Annotated in this window: 22 protein-coding genes; 8 read left to right on the top strand and 14 right to left on the bottom strand. The window is 65.9% G+C overall.

Annotated elements, in window-relative coordinates; genetic code table 11:
- Positions 1–5: 5 nt before the first annotated feature.
- From accC to hisA, 5 genes are all read right to left on the bottom strand, one after another.
- The gene (gene accC, locus F1642_RS04115) at positions 6–1,352 is read right to left on the bottom strand and encodes an acetyl-CoA carboxylase biotin carboxylase subunit (RefSeq protein WP_045981261.1); all 1,347 of its coding nucleotides are present in this window, start codon (positions 1,350–1,352) and stop codon (positions 6–8) included.
- Positions 1,353–1,356: 4 nt separating this feature from the next.
- Positions 1,357–1,875 (bottom strand): acetyl-CoA carboxylase biotin carboxyl carrier protein, encoded by a 519-nt coding sequence (accB, locus tag F1642_RS04110; protein ID WP_194885543.1) that lies wholly within the window; start codon positions 1,873–1,875, stop codon positions 1,357–1,359.
- Positions 1,876–1,982: 107 nt separating this feature from the next.
- Positions 1,983–2,300 carry a phosphoribosyl-ATP diphosphatase gene (locus F1642_RS04105; RefSeq protein ID WP_194885542.1) on the bottom strand — a complete coding sequence of 106 codons (318 nt, stop codon included), beginning with the start codon at positions 2,298–2,300 and terminating at the stop codon, positions 1,983–1,985.
- Entirely contained in the window at positions 2,297–3,058 is a 762-nt protein-coding gene (gene hisF / locus F1642_RS04100) for an imidazole glycerol phosphate synthase subunit HisF (RefSeq protein ID WP_045981258.1), read from the bottom strand. Before hisF ends, F1642_RS04105 begins: the two co-directional genes overlap by 4 nt.
- Positions 3,059–3,142: 84 nt before the next feature.
- Positions 3,143–3,859 carry a 1-(5-phosphoribosyl)-5-[(5-phosphoribosylamino)methylideneamino]imidazole-4-carboxamide isomerase gene (hisA, locus tag F1642_RS04095; protein WP_045999045.1) on the bottom strand — a complete coding sequence of 239 codons (717 nt, stop codon included), beginning with the start codon at positions 3,857–3,859 and terminating at the stop codon, positions 3,143–3,145.
- A 135-nt stretch (positions 3,860–3,994) separates the two neighbouring features.
- Here hisA and F1642_RS04090 point away from each other — a divergent pair, with 135 nt between their 5' ends.
- On the top strand, positions 3,995–4,378 hold the full coding sequence (locus tag F1642_RS04090) for a DUF2147 domain-containing protein (RefSeq protein WP_045999046.1): 384 nt from the start codon (positions 3,995–3,997) through the stop codon (positions 4,376–4,378).
- A 133-nt stretch (positions 4,379–4,511) separates the two neighbouring features.
- Positions 4,512–5,273, top strand: a complete 762-nt coding sequence (locus tag F1642_RS04085; protein ID WP_370582802.1) for an alpha/beta fold hydrolase — start codon at positions 4,512–4,514, stop codon at positions 5,271–5,273.
- A 36-nt stretch (positions 5,274–5,309) separates the two neighbouring features.
- Here the strand turns inward: F1642_RS04085 and F1642_RS04080 are convergent, their stop codons facing one another.
- The 3 genes from F1642_RS04080 to F1642_RS04070 form a co-directional block, all read right to left on the bottom strand.
- Positions 5,310–6,485, bottom strand: a complete 1,176-nt coding sequence (locus F1642_RS04080; RefSeq protein ID WP_194885541.1) for an NAD-dependent epimerase/dehydratase family protein — start codon at positions 6,483–6,485, stop codon at positions 5,310–5,312.
- A 113-nt stretch (positions 6,486–6,598) separates the two neighbouring features.
- Positions 6,599–7,267: an ABC transporter ATP-binding protein gene (locus tag F1642_RS04075; protein ID WP_194885540.1), complete on the bottom strand. Its 669-nt coding sequence runs from the start codon at positions 7,265–7,267 to the stop codon at positions 6,599–6,601.
- The gene (locus tag F1642_RS04070; RefSeq protein ID WP_246071247.1) at positions 7,264–8,487 is read right to left on the bottom strand and encodes a sugar transporter; all 1,224 of its coding nucleotides are present in this window, start codon (positions 8,485–8,487) and stop codon (positions 7,264–7,266) included. The genes F1642_RS04075 and F1642_RS04070 overlap by 4 nt, the downstream gene beginning before the upstream one ends.
- A 323-nt stretch (positions 8,488–8,810) precedes the next feature.
- On the opposite strand from F1642_RS04070, the gene F1642_RS04065 reads away from it, so the two are divergent.
- A complete protein-coding gene (locus F1642_RS04065; protein ID WP_157020380.1) occupies positions 8,811–9,680 on the top strand; it encodes an ABC transporter permease in 870 nt (289 codons plus the stop codon).
- On the opposite strand, the gene choV is transcribed toward F1642_RS04065, so the two are convergent.
- Genes choV through choX form a run of 3 tightly spaced genes read right to left on the bottom strand, consistent with a single transcriptional unit; the run spans position 9,677 to position 12,522 of the window.
- Positions 9,677–10,681, bottom strand: coding sequence for a choline ABC transporter ATP-binding protein (gene choV / locus F1642_RS04060; protein WP_194885539.1), 1,005 nt, complete (start codon positions 10,679–10,681; stop codon positions 9,677–9,679). The genes F1642_RS04065 and choV overlap by 4 nt on opposite strands.
- The gene (choW, locus tag F1642_RS04055; RefSeq protein ID WP_045999052.1) at positions 10,678–11,526 is read right to left on the bottom strand and encodes a choline ABC transporter permease subunit; all 849 of its coding nucleotides are present in this window, start codon (positions 11,524–11,526) and stop codon (positions 10,678–10,680) included. The genes choV and choW overlap by 4 nt, the downstream gene beginning before the upstream one ends.
- A 54-nt stretch (positions 11,527–11,580) precedes the next feature.
- Positions 11,581–12,522: a choline ABC transporter substrate-binding protein gene (choX, locus tag F1642_RS04050; RefSeq protein WP_194885538.1), complete on the bottom strand. Its 942-nt coding sequence runs from the start codon at positions 12,520–12,522 to the stop codon at positions 11,581–11,583.
- 87 nt (positions 12,523–12,609) lie between these two features.
- Here choX and betI point away from each other — a divergent pair, with 87 nt between their 5' ends.
- The 3 genes from betI to betA are packed head-to-tail and all read left to right on the top strand — an operon-like array spanning position 12,610 to position 16,233.
- A complete protein-coding gene (betI, locus tag F1642_RS04045) occupies positions 12,610–13,176 on the top strand; it encodes a transcriptional regulator BetI (RefSeq protein ID WP_045981248.1) in 567 nt (188 codons plus the stop codon).
- On the top strand, positions 13,173–14,618 hold the full coding sequence (betB, locus tag F1642_RS04040) for a betaine-aldehyde dehydrogenase (RefSeq protein ID WP_194885537.1): 1,446 nt from the start codon (positions 13,173–13,175) through the stop codon (positions 14,616–14,618). The genes betI and betB overlap by 4 nt, the downstream gene beginning before the upstream one ends.
- Positions 14,605–16,233 carry a choline dehydrogenase gene (gene betA / locus F1642_RS04035; protein WP_194885536.1) on the top strand — a complete coding sequence of 543 codons (1,629 nt, stop codon included), beginning with the start codon at positions 14,605–14,607 and terminating at the stop codon, positions 16,231–16,233. Before betB ends, betA begins: the two co-directional genes overlap by 14 nt.
- A 33-nt stretch (positions 16,234–16,266) precedes the next feature.
- Here betA and metH read toward each other — a convergent pair whose 3' ends face one another.
- From metH to F1642_RS04020, 3 genes are all read right to left on the bottom strand, one after another.
- Complete coding sequence (gene metH / locus F1642_RS04030) at positions 16,267–18,984, bottom strand: methionine synthase (RefSeq protein WP_194885535.1); 2,718 nt, start codon at positions 18,982–18,984, stop codon at positions 16,267–16,269.
- Complete coding sequence (locus tag F1642_RS04025) at positions 18,977–20,014, bottom strand: homocysteine S-methyltransferase family protein (RefSeq protein WP_255522122.1); 1,038 nt, start codon at positions 20,012–20,014, stop codon at positions 18,977–18,979. Before F1642_RS04025 ends, metH begins: the two co-directional genes overlap by 8 nt.
- Positions 20,015–20,110: 96 nt before the next feature.
- A complete protein-coding gene (locus F1642_RS04020; RefSeq protein ID WP_194885533.1) occupies positions 20,111–20,563 on the bottom strand; it encodes an Lrp/AsnC family transcriptional regulator in 453 nt (150 codons plus the stop codon).
- Between the two features lie 128 nt (positions 20,564–20,691).
- Between F1642_RS04020 and hppD the strand changes: the two genes are divergently transcribed.
- Positions 20,692–21,804, top strand: a complete 1,113-nt coding sequence (gene hppD, locus F1642_RS04015) for a 4-hydroxyphenylpyruvate dioxygenase (RefSeq protein ID WP_194885532.1) — start codon at positions 20,692–20,694, stop codon at positions 21,802–21,804.
- A gap of 245 nt (positions 21,805–22,049) precedes the next feature.
- Positions 22,050–22,202 carry a hypothetical protein gene (locus tag F1642_RS15380; RefSeq protein ID WP_255522121.1) on the top strand — a complete coding sequence of 51 codons (153 nt, stop codon included), beginning with the start codon at positions 22,050–22,052 and terminating at the stop codon, positions 22,200–22,202.
- Positions 22,203–22,227 lie beyond the last annotated feature (25 nt).

Here is a 22,227-nt window from a genome sequence, read left to right as displayed (position 1 = left end):
GGCCCTTACGCGTAGTGCCGGGCCAGCCAGCGTTCCAGCCAGTGGATCGAGTAGTTCCCCGACTGGATGTCCGGTTCCGCCAGCAGATCACGGAACAGCGGCACGGTCGTGTCGACCCCGTCCACGATCAGTTCGCCCAAGGCGCGCGACAGACGGGCCAGCGCCTCGTCCCGGTCCCGACCGTGAACGATCAGCTTGCCGATCAGGCTGTCGTAATAGGGCGGGATCGAATAGCCCTGATACAGCGCCGAATCCATCCGCACGCCCAGACCGCCCGGGGCATGATACTGGGTGATCTTGCCTGGGCAGGGAGAGAAGCTGGGCACCTTCTCGGCGTTGATGCGCACCTCGATCGAATGGCCGTTGATCACCAGGTCCTCCTGGTGGAACTCCATCGGCAGGCCGGCGGCGACGCGGATCTGCTGTCGCACCAGGTCGACCCCGAAGATCGCCTCGGTCACCGGATGTTCCACCTGCAGGCGGGTGTTCATCTCGATGAAGTAGAACTCTCCGTCCTCGAACAGGAATTCAATCGTGCCGGCGCCGGAATAGCCGATCTTGGCCACGGCATCGGCGCAGACCTTTCCGATCCGGGCGCGCTGTTCGGCGGTAATCGCGGGGCCGGGGGCTTCCTCCAGCACCTTCTGGTGGCGGCGCTGCAGCGAGCAGTCGCGTTCGCCCAGATGCACGGCGCGGCCCTTGCCGTCGCCGAAGACCTGGATCTCGATGTGGCGCGGGCGCTGGAGGTATTTCTCCAGATAGACGTCGGGGTTGCCGAAGGCTGCCTTGGCCTCGGACCGCGCGGTGCGGAAGGCGACCTCAAGGCCCGCCTCGTTCTCGGCGACCTTCATGCCGCGACCGCCGCCACCCGCCGTGGCCTTGATGATGACCGGATAGCCGATCTGGGCCGCGACCGCCTTGGCCTGTTCCACGTCGTTCACGCCACCGTCGCTGCCGGGCACGCAGGGGACGCCAAGCGCCTTCATCGTGTCCTTGGCGGTGATCTTGTCGCCCATGATGCGGATGTGTTCAGCGCGCGGACCGATGAAGGTGATGCCGTGATCTTCCAGCATCTGCACGAAACCCGCATTCTCGGACAGGAAGCCGTAGCCCGGGTGGATCGCCTGCGCACCCGTGATCTCGCAGGCCGAAATCAGCGCCGGCATCGACAGATAGGATTGCGCCGAAGACGGCGGACCGATGCAGACCGATTCGTCTGCCATGCGGACATGCATCGCGTCGGCGTCGGCGGTCGAATGGACCGCGACCGATGCGATGCCCATCTCGCGGCAGGCGCGGATCACGCGCAGCGCGATCTCGCCCCGGTTGGCGATGAGGATCTTGTCGAACATGGGCTTACTCGACGATCATCAGGGGGGTGCCGAATTCGACCGGGTTGCCGTCATCGACCAGGATGCGGCGCACCGTGCCCGCGCGGGGCGCGGGAATGTGGTTCATCGTCTTCATGGCCTCGACGATCATCAGCGTGTCGCCCTCGGCCACGGTCTGACCGACGGTGACGAAGGCCGCGGCGCCGGGCTCAGCCGACAGATAGGCGGTGCCCACCATGGGCGATGTCACGGCGCCGGGCAAGCTGGCCGGATCGGCGCTGGCCGCGGCCGAGGCGGGCGCAGTGGCCGCGGCGGGCGCCGGGACGGATGCCTGCGGTGCCGGGGCGGAGGGCGCCGCGGGGCTCTGGGCATAGACGACCTGCTTGCCCTGCTTGGTCAGGCTGACCGTCAGGCGGTCATGCTCGCCGTATTCGCGCTTGACCTGGATCTCGTTCAGCTCGCTGGAGTTCAGCAGCTCGGCCAGCGAGCGGATGAAGGCCACGTCGCCCTCGTGATGCTTGTCGTGGTGGGAATCGTTGCTCATGCCATCCTCTGACGTGTTCTGGTCGGGCCGCGTCCACGCGCGGCGATTGCAGGGCTTATAGCCCCTGTGCCTGCCCAAGGGGAAGGGTTCCGTCGCGCTTTGCGCGCTCAGGCGCCGGGGCGCGCGGCCTTTTCCGCAAGGCCAGAGGTGCCTTCGCGCCGCGTCAGCTCCGCCTCGACGTCCTCCAGCGTGATGTCGCGGGCGGCCAGCATGACCAGCAGGTGGAACATCACGTCGGCGGCCTCGGCGGTCAGGCGGGCGCGGTCGCCCTTGACCGCCTCGATGATCGCCTCGACGGCCTCCTCGCCGAACTTCTCGGCGCATTTTTCGGGGCCCTTGGCCAGCAGTTTGGCGGTCCAGCTGCTGTCGGGGTCGGCGGTCTTGCGGTCCTGGACGGTCGCGGCCAAGCGGTGCAGGGCGGTCATGTCAGCCTCATGGGAATGCCGGCGGCGGCCATGTGGGCCTTGGCCTCGGCGATGGTATGCATACCGAAATGGAAGATGCTGGCGGCCAGAACGGCGCTGGCATGGCCTTCGGTCACGCCCTCGACCAGGTGGTCCAGCGTGCCGACGCCGCCGGATGCGATGACCGGAACGTTCACCGCATCGGCGATGGCCCGCGTCAGCGGCAGGTTGAACCCCGACCGCGTCCCGTCCCGGTCCATCGAGGTCAGCAGGATCTCTCCTGCGCCCTTGGCTTCGACCAGTCGCGCGAACTCCACCGCGTCGATGCCGGTGGGCTTGCGGCCGCCATGGGTGAAGATCTCCCACCGGCCGTCCTCCACGGTCTTCGCGTCGATCGCCACGACGATGCACTGGCTTCCGAACCGGTCGGCGGCGGCGGCCACCACGTCCGGGTCGGCCACGGCCGCGGAGTTGAAGCTGACCTTGTCGGCTCCAGCCAGCAGCAGCGCCCGAACGTCGTTATGCGTGCGCACGCCACCGCCCACGGTCAGCGGGACAAAGCATTGTTCCGCCGTCCGGGTCACCAGATCGAACATGGTGCCGCGATTTTCATGGGTGGCATGAATGTCCAGAAAGCAGATCTCGTCCGCGCCGGCGGCGTCATAGGCGCGTGCGGCCTCGACCGGGTCGCCGGCATCGACCAGGTCGACGAAGTTCACGCCCTTGACCACGCGCCCGTCGGCGACGTCCAGGCAGGGAATGATCCGGGTCTTGAGCATCGTCGGGGCCTTTGGCTGGGGCTGGTAAGCCCTGGGTTCTAGCGCAGCGGCGGGGGCGGGACCAGTGGTCCGCGCCCGCCCGTGTCAGGCCAGCGCGGCCAGCGCCTGGCGCAGGTCCAGCGCACCGTCGTAAAGTGCCCGCCCCGAGATCGCGCCCGCGATCACCTTGGTGTCGTCAAGCGCCTTCAGGTCGGCCAGCGACGAGACCCCGCCGGATGCGATCACCGGAATGGTGACGGCGCGGGCCAGCGCCTCGGTCGCGTGGATGTTGGGGCCGCCCATCGCGCCATCACGGTCAATGTCGGTATAGATGATTGCGGCGACGCCCACGTCCTGGAACCGGCGGGCCAGGTCGGTGGCGTTCACGTCGGTTTCCGTGGCCCAGCCCCGCGTCGCGACCTTGCCTGCGCGGGCGTCGATACCGACCGCGATGCGGCCGGGAAAGGCGTCGGCGGCCTCGCGCACCAGGTCGGGATTCTCGACCGCGACGGTGCCCAGGATCACCCGGGTCAAGCCGCGGTCCAGCCAGGATTCGATCGTCGCCATGTCACGGATGCCGCCGCCCAGCTGGGTGGGGATGTCGGTGGCCGCAAGGATCGCCTCGACCGCCGCGGCATTCACGGGCTTGCCCTCGAAGGCGCCGTTCAGGTCGACCAGGTGCAGCCATTCGGCACCCGCATCCTGGAACGCACGGGCCTGGGCCGCGGGATCGGTGCCGAAGACGGTCGCGGCCTCCATGTCGCCGCGCAGCAGGCGCACGCAGTTGCCGTCCTTCAGGTCGATGGCGGGATAGAGGATCATGGCGGCACGCTCCGGTCTCAAGGGTTGCGCCCCCTTTGCCACGGGGCGGGCGGGAACGGCAAGGGACCTGACGTCATGCTTGCCCGGACGGGGGCGGCCCGCGCAATCTGGTCGCACCCTGAGGAGGAGGGACCCATGCGTCACATCATTCTGGCCGCCACGTTCGCGCTGGCTGCAGGGGCGGCCAGCGCCGACCCGATCGAAGGGGTCTGGCAGACCCAGCCCGACGAGGGCGCGTTCGCCCATGTCACCGTCGCGCCCTGCGGCGGCGCGTTCTGCGGAACGATCACCCGGACCTATCGCGACACGGCCGAATACCAGTCGCCCAACCTGGGCCGCCAGATCGTCATCGACATGGCGCCCCAGGGCGGCGGCAACTATGCGGGTCGCGTCTGGCGGCCGTCCAACGACAAGATCTATGCCGGCAAGGCCTCGGTCGCGGGCGACCGGATGAGCCTGTCGGGCTGCATCGCCGGTGGCCTGCTGTGCAGCAGCCAGACCTGGGTGCGGGTGCAGTAGCACCAACAGAACAGTGATCGGGGCCGGGCGAACCTGCCGCGGCCCCGACGCGTTCCCTGGGCGAAACAGCAATCAAGGAACGCACCATGCCGATGATTTCCGCGAAGGATGGCACGCAGCTTTACGTTAAGGACTGGGGGCAGGGCCGCCCGGTCGTCCTGATCCATGGCTGACCGCAGACAGCTGGGAGACGCAGGCCCTGGGCCTGGCCGAGGCGGGCTATCGCGTCGTCAGCTATGACCGCCGCGGATTCGGGCGGTCCGAACAGCCTTGGAACGGCTATGATTACGACACGCTGTCGGACGATCTGGCCGCGGTGATCGACGAGCTTGAGCTGACCGACGCGGCCATCATCGGATTTTCCATGGGCGGCGGAGAGGTCGCCCGCTATGTCTCGCGCCACGGCGCAAAGGGGGCCAGCCGGTTGGGGTTCATCTCGTCTGTCGCGCCGGGGCTGCTGAAATCCGACGCCAATCCCGATGGTGCCCCGGCCGACCTGTTCGAGGGGATGCGCGACGGGCTGCGCAAGGACCGTCCGGCCTTCCTTCAGGATTTCGCCAAGCAGTTCTATGGCCAAGGCCTTCTGGGCGGCGTCAGTCAGGCCGTTCTGGACTGGACGCAGGGCATGGCGATGATGGCCAGCCCCCGCGCCACGATCGAATGCGTGACAGCGTTCGGGATGACCGATTTCACCGCGGACGTGGCGCAGATCAACCTGCCCACGCTGGTCGTGCATGGCACGGCAGACAAGATCGTGCCCATCGCCGCCACCGCGCACCGGATGGCCAAGATCGTCCCGAGCGCAAAACTGATCGAATACGACAACGCCCCGCACGGACTGGCCGCCACGCATGGCGAGCGGCTGCTGGACGACCTCAAGGCGTTTCTGGCCTGATCAGGGGCAGGGGGCGGACCGTCCGCCCCCTGTCGCCTATTCTGCCGCCTGCGCCGCGCGCCACTGAGACACGCAGGGGATCTTGTCGCGGTCGCAGCGGTCGGAGTATTTGCGGGCGATATCACGGACCTCGGACAGCAGACCCTCGGCCAGGGTGATCGGCTGCAGGCCCAACCCCAGAAAGCTGTCGTTGACGACATGCAGGTCGTTCTCGTCAGCCTCGTTGCGGGGGTTCTTCTGGAACGCGACCTCAGTCCCCGTGCGGTCCGAGATCATCTGCGCCAAGTCGCGGACGCGGTGCGTCTCGGTCATCTGGTTCAGGATCTGCACCCGGTCGCCGCGTTTGGGCGGATTCGCGATGGCCAGTTCGATGCAGCGGCATGTGTCCTGAATGTGGATGAAGGCGCGCGTCTGACCGCCCGTTCCATGCACGGTCATCGGATAGCCGATGGCCGCCTGCATCAGGAACCGGTTCAGCACCGTCCCATAGTCGCCATCGTAATCGAAGCGGTTGATTAGCCGCTCGTCCATCTGCGTTTCGGCCGTCTGCGTGCCCCAGACAATGCCCTGATGCAGGTCGGTGATCCTCAGGCCGTCGTTCTTGTTGTAGTATAAGAAGAACAGCGCATCCTGGGTCTTGGTCATGTGATAGATGCTGCCCGGATTGGCCGGATACAGGATCTGCTGGTCATGGGGTCCCTGCGCGGTCTGCACGGTCACGTCCAGATAGCCTTCGGGGATCTTCATGCCGGCGGTGCCATAGCCATAGACGCCCATCGTGCCCAGGTGCACCAGATGGATGTCCTGACGCGATTCGACGATCGCGGCCAGTACGTCATGCGTCGCGTTCAGGTTGTTGTTGACGGTGTACCGCTTGTGTCGGGCCGACTTCATGGAATAGGGCGCCGCACGCTGTTCGGCGAAATGCACGATCGCATCGGGCCGTTCACGCTCCAACAGCGCCAGCAGCCGGTCGTAATCCTGACCGACGGTCAGATCCTCGGTCCGGATGTGGTTGCCGGTCACCTCGGCCCAGGCACGGACGCGCTCGCCCAAGGGGCGGATCGGCGTCAGGGAGGCGACCTCAAGCTCCACATCGATCTTGCGGCGCGAGAGGTTGTCGACGATCACGACGTCGTGACCGCGGGCGGACAGGTGCAGGGCCGTGGGCCAGCCGCAAAAACCGTCTCCGCCCAGAACGATGATCTTCATGATATGCCTTGCCGAATGATGCGCTGAATTCATTCAAATCAATATCCATGCGCGCATGCAAGCGCCACCCCCGCAGGGGTTGCGTCATCCGGGTGTCATGAAACCGGCGGCAATCAGCCTGTCTGGGCCTGCTGCATGTTGGCCATATGCGCCGCGATGGCGTCTTCCAGGTCGGGATAGAAGGTCAGCTTGCCCTGTTCCAGGACCGCCCCTGCGTGGCAGGTCTCGCGCAGCATTCCCATCGAATGCGCAACCACGATGGCCCCGGCATTCGACATGCGTTCGTTGAAGACGCGGTTGGACTTGGTGCGGAAGGCCGCGTCGCCCACGGCCGAGACCTCGTCGACCAGGTAGGTGTCGAAGGGCACCGCCATCGACAGGCCGAAGGCTAGGCGGGACCGCATCCCCGAGGAATAGGTGCGGATCGGCAGCTTGAAGTGATCGCCCAGTTCGGCGAAATCCTGGACGAAGTACAGCAACTCCTCGGTGTCCACGCCATAGATGCGTGCGACAAAGCGGCAGTTCTGCTCTCCCGTCAGCTCTCCGCTGAATGAACCGGCAAAGCCCACCGGCCAGCTGATCGTCCCGGTGGACAGCACCTTGCCCGACGACGGCAGCATGGCCCCCGAGATCATCCGCAGCAGCGACGACTTGCCCGCGCCGTTGCGTCCCAGCAGCGCAACCGACACGCCGGACGGAAAGATCGCGGTGATGTCGTCGGCCACCACCTTGTGCTTGCCGTTCAGCGTGTAGGTCTTGCAGAGGTTCTGCAGATAGATCATCGCCGGTCGCGCAGGCTGTAGAAGATCAGGCTGCCGATCACCCACAGCACCGTCAGGAACCCGGCGATCATCAGCAGCAGCTTGGCGCGTTCGGGGAACTCGGCCTCCTGTGCAAGCGTCGGGCGGATGTACGGTGCCAGATAGCGCGACTGGCGCACGGCCTCGGCCCGCGCGGTCTCGAAGCCGGCAAGGGCCGCGGTATAGGTGGCCTCGGCGAACTGCCGATCGACGGTCAGGATCTCGAACTGGCCCACGACATCGGACAGGGCCTCCTCGCCGCCGGTCGACCCGAACTTTTGCCGCTCGGCCTCGATCTGGTCGCGGATGACCTGGATGCGCAGTTCGGCCTGACCGATCCGCGGGTCCTCGGGCTGCGCGTTCGCCTGCAGCAGGCCCAAGCCGACCAGCTGTTCGGCCAGTTGCTGCTGCAGCGATGTGACGACGCCGATCTGACCCTGCACGTCGGCCACCGGGTCCACCAGCTGATAGCGGTTGCGGAACTCGGTCACCTCCTGGCGGGCCTCGCGCAGGCGATCCTGCGCCCGATCCAGCTCGTCGCGGGCATAGCGCAGGGCATCCTCGCGGGCGATGTCGTTAAGACGGTTGATCAGGATGCCGCCCTCTTCCAGGATCGCGTTGGCGATGGTCTGGGCGTCCACAGGATCAAAGGCCAGGATGCGCAGGTCGATCATCCCGGAATCGTAATGGATGCGGACCTTCCGCTCCCATTCCTCGACCAGGTCCTCCAGCGACGGCCCGCCGTTGAAGCCGAAGATCGGATCGCCCGGCGCCTTGGACCAGACCTCGCGCAGGTCGATGCGGGCATTGACCCGTTCGACCAGGTCACGGCTCTGGATGAACTTGTAGAGGATGTCGGTGTCGCTGGTCGAACTGGACGTGACCCCCACCAGAGACCCCAGCCCACCCAGAACGTCCGCCGGACTGGGCGCGGATTCGCTGCGGACCGAGAAGCCGACATAGGACGCGTACTGGTCCGATGCGCGCGTATAGATGTACACGGCGCTGAGGAGGACAGGAATAATCACCATCAGGACAAAGCTGATGGCCATGCCGTAATGGCGCCGATGCAGGCGCGCCGGACCGGCCGGGGGCAGAACGGGCTGCTGCATCGCGGCCTGGATGCGGGCCTGCATCTGCGGATTGTGCTGGCCGGGGCGGATCACCTGCTGGCCTGCGCCCTGACCGGGGCGATGGACCATCTGGCCACCCTGCTGGCCCTGCGGACGGGGCTGACCTGCGCCCGGTCCCTGGGGCCGCAGCGGTTGACCCTGTCCTGCCTGACCCTGGGTTGCCCCCTGACCCTGTGCGGGGCCCTGGGGGCCTTCCTGCGGTGCGGTGGCACCGGGGGGCGTGTTCCTGTGGGGACCGGAGTTGGAATCCTGGGCGGACATGCGCTTACCCCGCCTGCCTTGTTGATCTTGCTGGCGCCGTCATACATAAGCGCGCAGAACAGTTCCAGCACCGATCCGTTGCCAGGATCGTGAGCAGCGCAAACGCGCCCCCGGCGCCATCCGTGATCCGCATGTCCCAATCCACCACACCCCGACACGGCCCGCCCGCCGCCCCCCTGCCGCAGCGCAAGACCGCCGCGCAGGGCCCGCGCGTCCTCAAGGAGGTGCGAAAGCACCGCAGCTTCGCCAGCCTGCGCGCCATCACGGCGCTGATCCTGCGCGAGGTCCAGACCAGCAACGGCCGCGCCTCGGGGGGGTATTTCTGGGCGGTCGCGGAACCTGCGGGCGGGATCATGCTGCTGACGCTGATTTTTTCGGTCACCTTCGCGCTGCCGCCGATCGGGACAAGCTTTGCGATGTTCTATGCCACCGGGATGGTGCCGTTCCTGGGATACATGGACATCTCGAACAAGGTCGCGTCCTCTGTGCGCTATTCGATGGCGCTTCTCAGCTATCCGGCGGTGACCTTCATGGACGCACTGCTGGCACGGATCGCCTTCAACGCGATCACCCAGGTGATGGTGGCCACGGTGATCTTCACGGCGATCATGATGACGTCGGAGACCCGGACCGACCCGCAGATGGACCTGATCGCGATCGGCCTGGCGATGATGATCCTGACGGGTGCCGCCATCGGCGTCATGAACTGCTTCCTGTTCGAGGCGGTCAGTTGGTGGCAGCCCCTGTGGGCGATCTTCATGAAGCCGTTCTTCCTGCTCTCGTGCATCTTCTTCATGTTCGACGATGTGCCCCAGCCCTATCAAGACTGGCTGTGGTGGAACCCGCTGATCCATGTCATCGGACAGATGCGGCGGTCGTTCTATCCGCAATATGCCGGCGAATACGTCAGCTATACCTATGTCTTCGGGCTGGGGCTGGGTCTGTTCGCCCTGGGGCTGGCGCTGCTGGTCCGGTACCACCGCGACCTTCAGAACAGCTAGCCCCGCGGGTCGATCAGGCGCGCCAGGACCGCGGCCTGCGTGATGCGCCCGCCGCCCTGCACGGGCAGGGCCGTGCAATCCGCCAAGAGGCCCATGACCGCGCGCACCGGCATGTCGCGGGGCACGGGCTCTCCCTCAGCGGTGCCGGGTTCGGCCACGTCCTCGGCGGTCAGCACGCCAAGCGGGTTCATGTGCGCCACGAAATCCGCGACATAGTCGTTGATCGGGTTGGCGATGATCTCTCTGGCGGTTCCGATCTGCACGATGCGTCCGCCCTCCATCAACGCGATGCGGTTGCCGAGCTTGAAGGCCTCATCCAAGTCATGGCTGACGAAGATGATGGTTCGCCCGGTCTTGGCCTGCAACTCCAGCAGTTCGTCCTGCAGGCGGGCGCGGATCAGCGGGTCCAGCGCGCTGAACGGTTCGTCCATCAGCAGGATCGGTGCCTCGGTCGCAAAGGCGCGGGCCAGGCCCACGCGCTGCTGCATGCCGCCGGACAGCTCTCCGACCTTGCGGTCGGCCCATTCCGACAGGCCCACGGTCGCCAGATGGCCCTCTATCTTGCTGCGCCGTTCGGCCTGCGACATGCCCGCCAGTTCCAGCCCAAGGCCGACATTGTCGCGCACCGTGCGCCATGGCAGCAGGCCGAAGGCCTGGAACACCATCGCCACGTCGCGCAGGCGGATGTCGCGCAGCGCCCGGCTGCCGGCTGCGGTCACGCTGACCATCTGACCGCCGCGCTTGATGCGGACCTCTCCACGGCAGACGGGGTTCAACGCGTTCACCGCCCGCAGCAGCGTGGATTTGCCCGATCCCGACAGGCCCATCAGGACCAGGATCTCTCCATCGGCCACCGACAGGCTGCAATCATGGACGCCCAGCACCTGTCCGGTTTCGGTCTTGATGGGGCCGCGGTCCAGACCCTCGTCCATCAGGGGCAGGGCGCGGTCGGGGTGATCGCCGAAGACGATGCACACCCGGTCGAATTCGACGGCGTTCATTTGCGGCCCTCCATGCGCAGCATCCGGTCCAACAGGATGGCGACGACGACGATCACCATGCCCGATTCGAAGCCCAGTGCAGTGTTGACGCTGTTCAGGGCCCGCACGACAGGCACGCCCAGGCCCGATGCGCCGACCAGCGCGGCGATGACGACCATCGACAGCGACAGCATGATGGTCTGGTTCAGCCCGGCCATGATCTGGGGCAGGGCGCTTGGCAGTTCCACCTTCCACAGCAGCTGGCGGGGGGTGGCGCCGAATGCGGTCGCGGCCTCGACTAGAGCAGGCGGGGTCGAGGCGATGCCCAGCTGCGTCAGCCTGATCGGCGCGGGCAGCACGAAGATCACGGTGGCCAGCAGGCCCGGCACCATGCCGATGCCGAAGAACACGATCGCCGGGATCAGATAGACGAAGGTCGGCAGCGTCTGCATCAGGTCCAGGACCGGGCGCATCCAGGCATAAAGCCGCGGCCGGTGCGCGCAGGCGATGCCGATGGGCACGCCCACGGCCATGCAGACGATGCAGGCCGACAGGACCAGCGTCAGCGACTGTAGCATTTCGGACCAGTAGCCCTGGTTCAGCACGAACAGCAGCCCGAACATCACCAGCAGGCAGGTGCCCAACCGACGTTGCAGCGCCCAGGTCAGCGCCACGGCCAGTGCGATGAACAGGAACGGGTTCGGCGCCTCCAGCCCCGTCAGGATGGCGTCGATCAGCGCCTCCATCCCGGTCGAGATCGCATCGAACAGCCCGGCCGCATTGGCGTTCAGCCAGTCAAAGACCGTCTTTGCGGTCCGTCCCACGGGGATCTTGGTGTCGGTGACCCAATCGGTCAGCTGTTCCATGCCTGCACCCTCTATGACGTTGGGGGCCCCGGCGGCACAGCGCCGGGGCGGGGGTCATTGCGCCAGCGCCTCGGTCAGCGCGGTCTGGGGGTCGTTGCCGTCGGCGGTGGTCACGTCGACCAGCCAGGGGGTGGCCGCGTCCGGGTTGGCCGCAAGCCAGTCGCGGGCGGCGTCCATCGGATCCTGACCGTCGTTCAGGATCGCGCCCATGACCTCGTTCTCCATGGTCAGGGTGAACTCCAGGTTGGTCAGGAACTTGCCCACGTTCGGACATTCCGCGACATAGCCGGCGCGGGTGTTGGTGCGAACCTCGGCGCCGCCAAGATCGGGGCCGAAGATCTCATCGCCGCCGGTCAGATAGGTCATCTCGAACTGGGCGTTCATGGGGTGGGGCTCCCATCCCAGGAAGATCACCGGCTGATCGCTGTTGGTCGCGCGCTGGACCTGGGCCAGCATGCCCTGTTCGCTGGATTCGACGACCTCGAAGGTGCCAAGGTCGAACTTGTCCATCGCCACCATCTCAAGCAGCAGGCGGTTGCCGTCGTTTCCCGGCTCGATGCCATAGATCTTGCCGTCCAGTGCCTCGCTCTGCGCGGCAATGTCGGCGAAATCGGCGATCCCCAGGTCGGCACCGGCCTTGTTTGTGGCCAGCGTGTATTTCGCGCCGGTCAGGTTGGTGCGCACCGTGTCGACCGTGCCCGCGTCGCGATAGGGGGCGATGTCGGCCTCCATCGTGGGCATCCAGTTGCCCAGGAACACGTCCACGTCGTCTGTGGACAGCGCCGTATAGGTCACCGGGACCGAGAGGATGCGTGTCTCGGTCTCGTATCCCAGGGCCTGCAGGACCGTCGACGCGATGGCCGTTGTCGCGGTGATGTCGGACCAGCCCACGTCGGAAAACACCACCTCTCGGCAGCTGTCGGGCTCCTGCGCGGCGGCGGGCATCGCCAGCGCGGGCGTCATCGCAAGGACCGCGAGGATGCGGGAAAGGGTCATGATGGGCTCCCTGTTCTTGATTGTTCAGTCAATTAACGTTACATGGAAACGGCAACGCAACAGAAATCTTCCGCCGCAGGTGCAATCATGCCGAAACTCGGGGCCGAGCCTATCCGAAAAGCAGCGCTGATCAATGCCGCGATCTTCGAGGTGGGGCGCGCGGGGTCGCTGGACGTCACCGTCGCGCAGATCGCCAAGCGTGCCGGCATGTCGCCGGCGCTGGCCCACCATTACTTCGGATCCAAGGACCAGATCTTCCTGGCGGCGATGCGGTATATCCTGCGCAGTTATGGGCAATCGGTCCATGACCGGCTGCCGGGGCGGGGTGCGCGGGGGCGGTTGGATGCGATCATCCACGCCAGCTTTGCGCCCCAGAACTTTCAGCGCGAGACGGTCAGTGCGTGGCTCAATTTTTATGCACTTGCGCTGAACTCTCCCGAGGCCGCGCGCCTGTTGCGGGTCTATCACCGCCGGCTGCATTCGAACCTGATCGTGGCGCTGCGCGGCCTGACCGACCACCCCGAGCGCACCGCCGAGACATTGGGTGCGCTGATCGACGGCGTCTATCTGCGCGCGGTCCTGACCCCCGGTCCGACCGATGCCGATGTGGCGCTGAACACCATCATGACCTATCTAAAGGAGGCCCTTGCATGAGCCTTTCCGCGCAACCCACCGCATCCCTGTTCATCGGCGGCAAGCCGGTCGAAGGGCAGGGTGCCGACCTGCCCGTCCGCTATGCGTTGACCGGCGAAACCATCGCGACGCTGAAGGAGGCGTCGACCGACCAGGTGGCCCAAGCCTGCGCCGCCGCCAAGGCCGCCCAGCCCGCATGGGCCGCGATGGCGCCCGTTGAGCGGGGCCGCATTCTCGGCCGCGCCGCCGCGATCATCCTTGAGCGCAACGACGAACTGGCGCGCCTTGAGACCCTGGATACCGGCAAGCCGATCCAGGAGACATTGGTTGCGGACTGGCCGTCGGGTGCTGCGGCAATGGAATATTTCGCGGGTCTGGCGGCGACGCTGACGGGCCAGATGATCCCCCTGGGGGCGGACTGGGCCTATACCCGCCGCGAGGCCCTGGGTGTCTGCGCAGGCATCGGGGCCTGGAACTATCCCAGCCAGATCGCCTGCTGGAAGGCCGCGCCGGCCTTGGTCATGGGCAACACCATGGTCTTCAAACCGTCCGAGGAAACGCCCCTAGGGGCCTTAAAACTGGCGGAAATTTTCATTGAGGCAGGGATGCCTCCTGGCGTGTTCAACGTGGTGCAGGGCCGGGGCGATGTCGGTGCCGCGCTGGTCACCGACCCCAACGTGGCCAAGGTGTCCCTGACCGGTTCGGTGCCCACCGGCCGCCGCGTCTATGCGGCCGCCGCCGAAGGAATGCGCCATGTCACGATGGAGCTGGGTGGCAAGTCGCCCCTGATCGTCTTCGATGACGCGAACCTTGAGGACGCGGTCAGTGCCGCGATCCTGGCGAACTTCTACAGCTCGGGGCAGATCTGCTCCAACGGCACGCGCGTCTTCCTGCAGGAGGGTATCAAGGAGGACTTCCTGGCCCGCCTGGCGGAGCGTGTGAAGGCCGTCCGCATGGGCGATCCGCTGGACCCGGACACCAATCACGGCCCGATCATCAATGCGGCCCAGGCCGACAAGATCCGCGCCGCCATCCGCGCCGGGCACGACGCCGGTGCCCGGCTGGTCTGCGGCGGAGAGGGCGAGGGGCCGTTCATCCCGCCCACGGTTTTTGCCGATGCCACCGACGACATGACCATCGCGACGGACGAGATCTTCGGGCCCGTCCTGACTGCTCTCAGCTTTGCCGACGAGGACGAGGTGATCGCCCGTGCGAACGGCACCGGTTTTGGCTTGGCCGCGGGTGTTTTTACTCAGGACCTGTCCCGCGCCCATCGCGTGGTTGCCGCGCTGGAGGCCGGCACCTGCTGGATCAACACCTACAACCTGACGCCGGTCGAGATGCCCTTTGGCGGCGTCAAGCTGTCCGGTCTGGGCCGCGAGAACTCCGCCGCCGCGATCGAGCATTATAGCCAGCTAAAATCCGTCTATGTGGGCATGGGAGGCGTCGATGCACCCTACTGATCTTCCGAAAGCCGCTAAGGACGCGGATTACGTCATCATCGGCGCGGGCAGCGCCGGCTGTGCCCTGGCCTATCGCCTGACCGAGGCGGGACGCACCGTCACGCTGATCGAGTTCGGCGGCAGCGATGTCGGCCCCTTCATCCAGATGCCGGGCGCGCTGTCCTATCCGATGAACATGAGCCGCTATGACTGGGGCTTTGCCAGCCAACCGGAACCGCATCTGGGCGGGCGCAAGCTGGCGACGCCGCGCGGCAAGGTCATCGGCGGATCGTCGTCGATCAACGGCATGGTCTTCGTGCGCGGCAACCCCAAGGATTTCCAGCATTGGGCCGACAGCGGCGCCGCGGGCTGGGACTATGCGGGCGTCTTGCCGTATTTCAAGCGGATGGAGACCTGGCACGGCGGCACGTCGCCGGTGCGTGGCACCAGCGGCCCGCTGCACATCACTCGCGGCAAGCGCAAGAACCCGCTGTTCAACACCTTTATCGAGGCGGGTCACCAGGCAGGATGGCCACGCACGGACGACTACAACGGCACCCAGCAGGAGGGTTTCGGCCCGATGGAGGCCACCATCTGGAAGGGCCGCCGCTGGTCCGCCGCCAATGCCTATCTGCGTCCCGCGAAAAAGACCGGCCTGCTGACCGTCGTGCGCGGTCTGGCGAACCGCATCCTGTTTCAAGGAAAACGCGCCTATGGCGTTGAAATCGAACGCAACGGCAAGGTCGAGGCCGTTCTGGCGAACCGCGAGGTCATCATCTCGGCCAGCACCATCAACACGCCCAAGCTGCTGATGCTGTCGGGCATCGGGCCGGCGGACCACCTGCGCCAGCATGGCATCACGCCGCTTGCGGATCGTCCCGGCGTCGGGGGCAACCTGCAGGACCATCTTGAGATCTATATGCAGTACAAGTCGCTGAAGCCGGTGACGCTGTATACCTATTACAACCTGCTAGGCAAAGGCCGCGTGGGTGTCGAATGGCTGCTGCAGAAGACCGGCCTTGGCGCATCGAACCAGTTCGAAAGCTGCGGTTTCATCCGGTCGTCGGATGCCAAGGACTATCCCGACATCCAGTATCACTTTCTGCCGCTGGCGGTCCGTTATGACGGGAAATCGGCGGCCAAGGGTCACGGGTTCCAGGCCCATGTGGGGCCGATGCGGTCAAAATCGCGCGGCACCATCCGGCTGGCATCGGGTGACCCGTCCGTGGCGCCCGAGATCCGCTTCAACTACATGTCCCAACCCGAGGATTGGGAGGAGTTCCGGGCATGCGTCCGCCATACGCGCCGCATCTTTGACGCCCCCGCGTTCAAGGAATACCGCGGCGACGAGATCCAGCCGGGCGATGCCGTGCAGACCGATGAACAGATCGACGCGTTCATCCGCGAACATGCGGAATCGGCCTATCATCCCTGCGGCACTGCCCGCATGGGTGCGGCCAGCGATCCCGACGCGGTCGTGGACCCCGAACTGCGCGTGATCGGGGTCGAGGGCTTGCGCGTCGCGGACAGCTCGATCTTTCCGCGCATCACCAACGGCAACCTGAACGGCCCGTCGATCATGACCGGCGAAAAGGCCGCCGATCACATCCTGGGCCGCCAGATGCTGCGCGCCTGACGAAGAAAGGCCCGCAGCGATGCGGGCCTTTCCCTATGCCGCGTCAGCCTCTGCCTGACGCTTGGTATAGTTGAGGACCGGGGCCAGCCAACGTTCGGCCTCATCCAGGGTCCAGCCCTTGCGCGCGGCGTAATCGCGGGCCTGATCCTCTTCGATCTTGGCGACGCCAAAGTAATAGCTGTCGGGATGGCTGATATAGAGGCCCGAAACCGACGATCCCGGCCACATCGCCATGCTTTCCGTCAGTGTCACGCCGGTCGCAGCTTCCGCGTCCAGCAACTTGAAAAGCGTCAGCTTTTCGGTGTGGTCGGGTTGGGCCGGATAGCCCGGCGCGGGACGGATGCCGGTATAGGGTTCGGCGGCCAGTTCCTCCGGCGCAAAGCCCTCGTCCTTGGCATAGCCCCAATAGTCGCGCCGCACGCGTTCGTGCAGCATCTCGGCCATCGCCTCGGCGATGCGGTCGGCCAGCGCCTTGACCATTATCGCGCCGTAGTCGTCATTGGCCCGTTCATAGCGTGCGGCGATCTCTGCCTCCTCGGGGCCTGCCGTCACGACGAAACCGCCGACATGGTCGGGGATGCCTTCGGGTGCCACGAAGTCGGACAGGGCCACGTTCGGCCGGTCGCCACGCTTGGTGACCTGCTGGCGCAGCGTATGAAGCATGGCCTGCGTCTCCGACCGATCGTCGCCGGTGAACAGGCGGATGTCGTCGCCGACCGCGTTCGCGGGCCAGAAACCGACCACGGCCCGCGCCTTGAACCATTGGCCGTCGATGATCCGGGCCAGCATCTCCTGCGCCTCGGCGAACAGCTGGCGGGCGGCCTCGCCCTGCTTTTCGTCGTCGAGGATACGCGGATAGACGCCCTTCAGCTCCCAGGTCTGGAAGAACGGCGTCCAGTCGATATAGCGCGCGATCTGGGCCAGATCCCAATCCTCGATCACCCGCGCACCGGTGAAGGTCGGCGCGGTGGGCACATAGCCGCTCCAATCGATCTTCAGCGCATTGTCGCGCGCCTTGGCCAGCGGCAGGCGTGATTTCGATGCCTCGGACCGTTCGTGCCGGTCGGCGACGGCGGCATAGTCGGCCCGGATCTCGTCGACATAGGCGGCCTTGCGGTCGGTCGACAGCAGGTTGGAGGCGACGCCCACGGCCCGGCTGGCATCGGTCACATAGACCGCCTGACCGCGCGTATAGCGGGGCGAGATCTTGACCGCCGTATGGATCTTGGATGTCGTGGCGCCACCGATCAGCAGGGGAATGTCCATTCCCTCGCGCTCCATCTCGGAGGCCAAGTGCACCATCTCGTCCAGGGACGGGGTGATCAGGCCGGACAGACCGATGATGTCTACGTTCTCGTCGCGGGCGACCTGCAGAATCTTCTGCGCCGGGACCATCACGCCCAGGTCGATGACCTCGAAGTTGTTGCAGGCCAGCACGACGCCGACGATGTTCTTGCCGATGTCATGGACGTCGCCCTTGACGGTCGCCATCAGGATCTTGCCCGCGGTCTCGCGCTCTGTCCCGCCGGACAGGCGCTTTTCCTCCTCCATGTAGGGCAGAAGAACGGCCACGGCCTGCTTCATCACGCGGGCGGATTTCACCACCTGCGGCAGGAACATCTTGCCCGCGCCGAACAGGTCGCCCACCACGTTCATCCCCGCCATCAGCGGGCCTTCAATCACGTGCAGCGGACGTTCGGCAGCCTGCCGGGCCTCTTCGGTGTCGGATTCGATATATTCGGTGATGCCGTTGACCAGGGCATGTTCCAGCCGCTTGTCCAGCGGCCATTCGCGCCAGGACAGGTCCTTTTCGCGCTTGGCCCCCTGACCGTCGCCGCGGAACCGCTCGGCGATCTCCAGCAGGCGTTCGGTGCCGTCGGGGCGGCGGTTCAGGACGACATCCTCGCAGGCCTCGCGCAGATCGGGGTCAATCTGGTCATAGACGGCCAGCTGGCCCGCATTGACGATGCCCATGTCCATCCCCGCCTTGATGGCGTGATAGAGGAACACGGCATGCATCGCCTCGCGCACCGGCTCGTTGCCGCGGAAGCTGAAAGACAGGTTCGATACGCCGCCCGACACATGCGCATGGGGCAGGTTCTGGCGAATCCAGCGCGTCGCCTCGATGAAGTCGACGCCGTAGTTGTTGTGCTCCTCGATGCCCGTGGCCACCGCGAAGATGTTGGGGTCGAAGATGATGTCCTCGGGTGGAAAGCCCACCTCGTTCACCAGGATGTCGTAGGCGCGCTGGCAGATCTCGATCTTGCGGGCGGCGGTGTCGGCCTGGCCCTGCTCGTCGAAGGCCATGACCACGACCGCCGCGCCATAGGCCAGGCACAGTCGCGCCTGATGGCGGAACTGCTCCTCGCCCTCCTTCATGCTGATCGAGTTGACGACCGGCTTGCCCTGCACGCATTGCAGGCCGGCCTCGATCACCTCCCATTTGGAGCTGTCGATCATGATCGGCACGCGCGCGATGTCAGGTTCGGCCGCCAGCAGGTTCAGGTATTCGACCATCGCGGCCTTTGAATCGATCAGGCCCTCATCCATGTTGATGTCGATGATCTGGGCGCCGTTCTCGACCTGATCGCGGGCGACCTCCAGCGCGGTGGCATAGTCGCGTTCCTTGATCAGCTTGCGGAAACGGGCGGAGCCGGTGACGTTGGTGCGTTCGCCGACGTTCACGAAGGGGATGTCGGGCGTCAGGACAAAGGGCTCCAGCCCCGACAGGCGCAGGTAACGATCAGGCATAGGCGGGCACCTTTCTGGGGGCGAAGGGGGCCACGGCATCGGCGATGGCGCGGATATGATCTGGCGTGGTGCCGCAGCAGCCGCCAACCACGTTGACCAGCCCCGCGCGCGCGAATTCGGCGACCTGCGGGGCGGTGTCATGGGGGCCTTCGTCATACTGGCCGAAGGCGTTGGGCAGGCCGGCATTGGGATAGGCACAGATCAGCGTGTCGGCCACGCCCGACAGCTCGACCAGATGCGGCCGCATGGCCGAGGCACCAAGCGCGCAGTTCAGGCCGATGGTCCAGGGGTTCGCATGGCGGACCGAATGCCAGAACGCGGTCGGCGTCTGGCCCGACAGGGTGCGCCCCGACGCGTCGGTGATTGTGCCCGAGATCATCATGGGAAGACGCTGGCCGTGATCCTCCATCGCCTGGATGCAGGCAAAGATCGCGGCCTTGGCGTTCAGCGTGTCGAAGATCGTCTCGATCAGCAGGATGTCGGCACCGCCGGCGATCAGACCCTTGGCCTGCTGCAGATAGGCGGCACGCAGGTCCTCGAACGTCACGGCGCGGTATCCGGGGTCGTTGACGTCCGGGCTCATCGATGCGGTGCGGTTCGTCGGCCCGATGGCGCCTGCGACGAAACGGGTCCGCCCGTCCTGGGCCGTCGCGCGGTCCAGTGCACGGCGGACGACGCGGGCACCCTCGACGTTCAGGTCGTGGACGGCCTCGCCCAGACCATAATCGGCCTGCGCGATGGTGGTCGCGGAAAAGGTATTGGTCTCGACGATGTCGGCGCCGGCCATCGCATAGCGGTAATGGATCTCCTCGACCGCCTCGGGCTGGGTCAGGACCAGAAGATCATTGTTGCCCTGCTGGGGGTGGTCGGTGTGATGACGGCAGACATGACCGGACCCGTGGCCGGTATAGTCGTCCTCTCCCAGGCCAAGGGCCTGGATCTGCGTGCCCATCGCGCCGTCCAGGATCAGGATGCGTTCGGATGCGGCCTTGTTCAGGGCCGCAAAGGCGGGGGATGGGGGCAGGGACATGGTATCAGGCCTTTCGGTTTCAGCCCGTGATATAGGCGTTCCGCGTCCCATCGGCAAATTCATAGTATTCGACAAGATCATGAGCGCGGTGCATGGTCAGACCGGAACGCCGCCTTCGTCCTTGAGCGTCTTAAGAACGATTTCGGAGCGGACCTGCGCCACCTGCGGGTGCGGCAGCAGGTGGCGATGGACGAAATCGGCAAAGGCCTCCAGGTCGCGGGCGCGCACGTCCAGGACGTAATCGGCATCGCCGGACACCGAGAACGCCTGCCGGATCATTGGCTGTGCCGCCACGAAGCGGGCGAATTCGTCCTCGCGTCCCTGGCCATGGCCGCGCAGGTTGACGCGGATCACCGCCCTGAACCCGTGCCCCAGCTTGGCCGCCGACAGCCGCGCGGCATAGCCCTCGATCACGCCGGCCTCCTCCAGGGCCGCGCGCCTGCGCGAGATCTGACTGGCAGACAGGCCCACGATCTGTGCCAATGCGGCGTTGCTGAGGGCCCCGTCGCGCTGCAGGGCAGCCAGGATTGCACTGTCGAACCGGTCCATGCGTCACCTGTGCGTCATTTGCGCCATCGATGCGCGTTTCGTGCAATTCTGGCCGCAGGGTGATCCTCTTTGCAAGCACATTGCAGCGGCCCACGCGCATCATGGTGGCAACAAGCAGGAGGAATGCCATGGGACCCTTTCCCCACGATGCCCCCAAGGCCACGATCAGTGCCGCCAACCCCGCGGGAACGGATGGGTTCGAGTTTGTCGAATACGCCCATCCGGACCCGGCCGTCCTGGACCGCATCTTCCGGCAGATGGGGTTCACCCCCGTGGCGACCCACAAGACCAAGGCGATCACGCTCTATCGTCAGGGCGACATCAACTATCTGCTGAATGCCGAGGCGGACAGCCATGCAGCCGGCTTTGTCGCGGAGCATGGCCCCTGCGCGCCGGCCATGGCGTGGCGGGTGGTGGACGCGCAGGTCGCCCTGAAGCGCGCGCTGGAGCTTGGCGCCACCGAATACACCGGGCCCGGCAAGTCGATCGAGGCACCGGCTGTCTTGGGCATCGGCGGGTCGCTTTTGTATTTCATCGACCGCTATGGGGACGCGGGCAGTGCCTATGACGCGGATTACGATTGGATCGGCGAGACAGACCCGCGCCCCGAAGGGTTCGGCTTCTTCTATCTGGATCACCTGACCCACAACGTGATCCGCGGCAACATGGACACGTGGTACAAGTTCTATCACGACACGTTCAACTTCCGCGAGATCCGCTTCTTCGACATCAAGGGCAAGCAGACCGGGCTGGTCAGCCGCGCCCTGACATCGCCCTGCGGCAAGATCCGCATCCCGATCAACGAGAGCACCGACGATCACAGCCAGATCGAGGAGTACCTGCGCGAATACAAGGGCGAGGGCATCCAGCACATCGCCATCGCCTCGAACGACATCTATGCCGGAACCGACCGCATTGCCGAGGCTGGGATGGAGTTCATGCCCGGCCCCCCCGACACCTATTACGAGATGTCGCACCGCCGCGTGAAGGACCATGACGAACCGCTGGACCGCATGAAGGCGCGCGGCATCCTGATCGACGGCGAAGGCGTCGTGGGTGGCGGAGAGACACGCATCCTGCTGCAGATCTTCTCGAAGACGGTGATCGGGCCAATCTTCTTCGAGTTCATCCAGCGCAAGGGCGACGACGGGTTCGGAGAGGGCAATTTCCGCGCCCTGTTCGAGTCTATCGAGGAAGACCAGATCCGGCGCGGCGTTCTCGACGCCACCCCGGCCCAGTAGGGAGGAGCGGCGCGGCGGCGGGGAGGCCGCCGCGCCGATGATCATGGCCTGGACCGATTACAGCAGCGCCCCGGCGCCCGGAACGCGCGTCTGCGTGGCGACCGGGATCACTGGCGTCCATCCGCTGACCGTCACGACCGACCGCGGGTCGTTCCCGATGATCGTGCTGCGCGACGGCGACGTGCTGCGTGCCTATGTGAACGCCTGTCCCCATCAGTACCTGCCGCTGGATTACCGCGGCGAAAATGCTGCTTTCGGCGGATGGGTTGCGGCTGCTGTGCACCGCACATGGCGCAAGCTTCGACAAGTCGACCGGCAGCGTCGTGGCCGGTGCGGAATGCGGGCTGGATGCGGTCCCGATCATGCAGCAGGGCGACCACATCGTGATCGCCCCCTGACAGGTATCATGCGCTGTCCCTGACC

Source organism: Paracoccus sp. NBH48 (assembly GCF_015390265.1).
Classification (GTDB): Bacteria; Pseudomonadota; Alphaproteobacteria; order Rhodobacterales; family Rhodobacteraceae; genus Paracoccus; species Paracoccus marcusii.
Note: the sequence above shows the minus strand (reverse complement) of the source record. Positions and strands in the feature narration are given on the sequence as shown.

Coding starts and splice junctions, on each gene's coding strand:
- accC (WP_045981261.1), bottom strand. CDS start 1,352: ATGTTCGACAAGATCCTCATCGCCAACCGGGGCGAGATCGCGCTGCGC.
- accB (WP_194885543.1), bottom strand. CDS start 1,875: ATGAGCAACGATTCCCACCACGACAAGCATCACGAGGGCGACGTGGCC.
- F1642_RS04105 (WP_194885542.1), bottom strand. CDS start 2,300: ATGACCGCCCTGCACCGCTTGGCCGCGACCGTCCAGGACCGCAAGACC.
- hisF (WP_045981258.1), bottom strand. CDS start 3,058: ATGCTCAAGACCCGGATCATTCCCTGCCTGGACGTCGCCGACGGGCGC.
- hisA (WP_045999045.1), bottom strand. CDS start 3,859: ATGATCCTCTATCCCGCCATCGACCTGAAGGACGGCAACTGCGTGCGC.
- F1642_RS04090 (WP_045999046.1), top strand. CDS start 3,995: ATGCGTCACATCATTCTGGCCGCCACGTTCGCGCTGGCTGCAGGGGCG.
- F1642_RS04080 (WP_194885541.1), bottom strand. CDS start 6,485: ATGAAGATCATCGTTCTGGGCGGAGACGGTTTTTGCGGCTGGCCCACG.
- F1642_RS04075 (WP_194885540.1), bottom strand. CDS start 7,267: ATGATCTATCTGCAGAACCTCTGCAAGACCTACACGCTGAACGGCAAG.
- F1642_RS04070 (WP_246071247.1), bottom strand. CDS start 8,487: ATGGTCCATCGCCCCGGTCAGGGCGCAGGCCAGCAGGTGATCCGCCCC.
- F1642_RS04065 (WP_157020380.1), top strand. CDS start 8,811: ATGTCCCAATCCACCACACCCCGACACGGCCCGCCCGCCGCCCCCCTG.
- choV (WP_194885539.1), bottom strand. CDS start 10,681: ATGAACGCCGTCGAATTCGACCGGGTGTGCATCGTCTTCGGCGATCAC.
- choW (WP_045999052.1), bottom strand. CDS start 11,526: ATGGAACAGCTGACCGATTGGGTCACCGACACCAAGATCCCCGTGGGA.
- choX (WP_194885538.1), bottom strand. CDS start 12,522: ATGACCCTTTCCCGCATCCTCGCGGTCCTTGCGATGACGCCCGCGCTG.
- betI (WP_045981248.1), top strand. CDS start 12,610: ATGCCGAAACTCGGGGCCGAGCCTATCCGAAAAGCAGCGCTGATCAAT.
- betB (WP_194885537.1), top strand. CDS start 13,173: ATGAGCCTTTCCGCGCAACCCACCGCATCCCTGTTCATCGGCGGCAAG.
- betA (WP_194885536.1), top strand. CDS start 14,605: ATGCACCCTACTGATCTTCCGAAAGCCGCTAAGGACGCGGATTACGTC.
- metH (WP_194885535.1), bottom strand. CDS start 18,984: ATGCCTGATCGTTACCTGCGCCTGTCGGGGCTGGAGCCCTTTGTCCTG.
- F1642_RS04025 (WP_255522122.1), bottom strand. CDS start 20,014: ATGTCCCTGCCCCCATCCCCCGCCTTTGCGGCCCTGAACAAGGCCGCA.
- F1642_RS04020 (WP_194885533.1), bottom strand. CDS start 20,563: ATGGACCGGTTCGACAGTGCAATCCTGGCTGCCCTGCAGCGCGACGGG.
- hppD (WP_194885532.1), top strand. CDS start 20,692: ATGGGACCCTTTCCCCACGATGCCCCCAAGGCCACGATCAGTGCCGCC.
- F1642_RS15380 (WP_255522121.1), top strand. CDS start 22,050: ATGCTGCTTTCGGCGGATGGGTTGCGGCTGCTGTGCACCGCACATGGC.